The 1758-nt window shown below is 73.8% G+C and carries 2 protein-coding genes and 1 pseudogene; 1 reads left to right on the top strand and 2 read right to left on the bottom strand.

Features of this window, described 5'->3' with window-relative positions; all coding sequences use genetic code 11:
* Together PROKR_RS13210 and PROKR_RS13205 are read right to left on the bottom strand one after the other, a co-directional pair.
* A partial coding sequence (locus tag PROKR_RS13210) for an iron chelate uptake ABC transporter family permease subunit (protein WP_036963971.1) occupies nt 1-321 on the bottom strand: 321 nt, incomplete at its 3' end.
* Nucleotides 318-1367 carry an ABC transporter substrate-binding protein gene (locus PROKR_RS13205; protein WP_036963968.1) on the bottom strand — a complete coding sequence of 350 codons (1050 nt, stop codon included), beginning with the start codon at nt 1365-1367 and terminating at the stop codon, nt 318-320. The genes PROKR_RS13205 and PROKR_RS13210, both read right to left, overlap by 4 nt.
* Nucleotides 1368-1559: 192 nt before the next feature.
* Between PROKR_RS13205 and PROKR_RS13200 the strand changes: the two are divergent.
* A pseudogene (locus PROKR_RS13200) lies at nt 1560-1758 on the top strand (signal recognition particle-docking protein FtsY); the annotation flags it as partial.

Below are 1758 nucleotides of genomic sequence, written 5' to 3'. Positions count from 1 at the left end.
GACGGCGCCGCCGGCGGAGATCCCGAGCAGCCCCGGGTCGGCCAGCGGGTTGCGCGTGACCGCCTGCGCGAGCACCCCGGCCACGCCGAGGGCGACGCCCACGAGGAGGCCGAGGAGGGTCCGGGGCAGCCGCAGCTCCCAGATGACGGTCGCGGCCACGCCGTCGTGGCCCAGCAGCCCCGCGACGGTGTCGGCCGGTGACAGGACGCGGGCGCCGACCGTGATGCCGGCCAGTGCCGCGACCACGAGCAGCACGAGCGCGGTCAGCAGGACCGCGGTGACCGCGGTCCTGCTGCGCGCCGTGGTCCCGGACGTGCTCACCGCTCGTCGGCGGCGATGGTCTCCAGGTCGTCGAGCACGAGCTCGGCCCCCGTCACGCCCAGGCCCAGGTACCACGTGTCGTCCGCCACCTCGCGGACGACGCCTTCGTTCGCGACCGCGGGCACCTGGTCCCACAGCGGGCCGTCGACGACGGCCGCCTGCTCGGTGGCGTCGGGCTGGCCGTAGGTGCCCCAGAGGAGCCAGTCGCCCTCGGCCAGCGTGATCTCCTCCGCGGAGATCTCGACGGCGAGGTCGGCGATGTCCTCGGTCTGGGGCCGGGGCAGCCCGGCGTCGGCGAGGATGATGCCGACGAACGAGTCGTTGGCGTACAGGCGGATCTGCCCGGCCATGAAGCGCAGCATGGAGACGGTCGGGGCCTCGCCGCCGTTCGCCTCCACGACCTCGGCACCGACCTCGCCGGCCCGCTCCTCGTAGGCGTCCAGCAGCTCCTGGGCGCGCTCCTCCTCGCCCACGGCGGCGGCGTTGAGCAGGAAGTTCTCCTTCCACAGCACGCCGGGGCGCGGCGCCAGGACGGTCGGCGCGATGTCCCGCAGCTTGGCCTTGAGGCCGTCGTCGTCGATCCGCAGCGACGTACCGAGGATCAGGTCGGGCTCGAGGTTCTTGATCTGCTCGAGGTCCAGGGCGTCGTAGGCGCCGAGGTCGACGGCGTCACCGACGTCCAGGTAGTCGGGCGCCATCTCGGCGTCCGCGGGGTGGGCGATGCCGACCGGCTCGATGCCGAGGGAGACCATGTTGTCGAGCTCGCCGGTGTCGAGCACGATCACGCGCTCCGGCTTGGCGGGGATCTCGGTCTCGCCGACCTCCTCGTTGGCCACCAGGTTGCGCACGGTGCGCGGGAACTCGCCCGGCGCGGCGTCGGTGCCGAGCCGGCCCGCGAGCTCGCGGACGTCGTCGAACCCCTCCTGGCCGGTGGCGACGTTGGACTTGTTGTCGCCGGTGCCGGCGTCGGCGGTGCCGCCGCAGCCGGTGAGCAGGGCGGCACCCACCACGAGGGCGGCGACGGAGGCGGAGACTGCGCGGGGCATTGTTGTTCCTCAGGGTTCTCGGACGAAGGATGCTGCACGGCCGCGGGTCGCAGGCGGCGCGGTCGTCGCGCTCGGGCTCTCGGCGAGGTCACACTACACGTGGAGATTAGGGGACCCTAACTCCGTCCGGTGACGCAGCCGACACCGAGCGGGCTCCCACGGCGGGGCCGGCGGGATGGAAGAATCTGGGGCGTGAACGAGCTTCCCTGGATCGAGATCATCTCCGCCGTCGTCGTCCTCGCGGGTGGTGGCGGCCTCGCCGGCGTCCTCGTGGCCCGCCGGCGGAGGCGCACCGAGGACCAGGGCGACGCCTCGTCGACCGCCGGGACGACGACGGCGCCGTCCCCCACCGCAGAACCGGAAACGGCCGAGCCCGCCACCGCAGGGCCCG

Origin of the sequence: Promicromonospora kroppenstedtii DSM 19349, assembly GCF_000515355.1 — a bacterium.
GTDB lineage: Bacteria > Actinomycetota > Actinomycetes > Actinomycetales > Cellulomonadaceae > Promicromonospora > Promicromonospora kroppenstedtii.
Note: the sequence above shows the minus strand (reverse complement) of the source record. Positions and strands in the feature narration are given on the sequence as shown.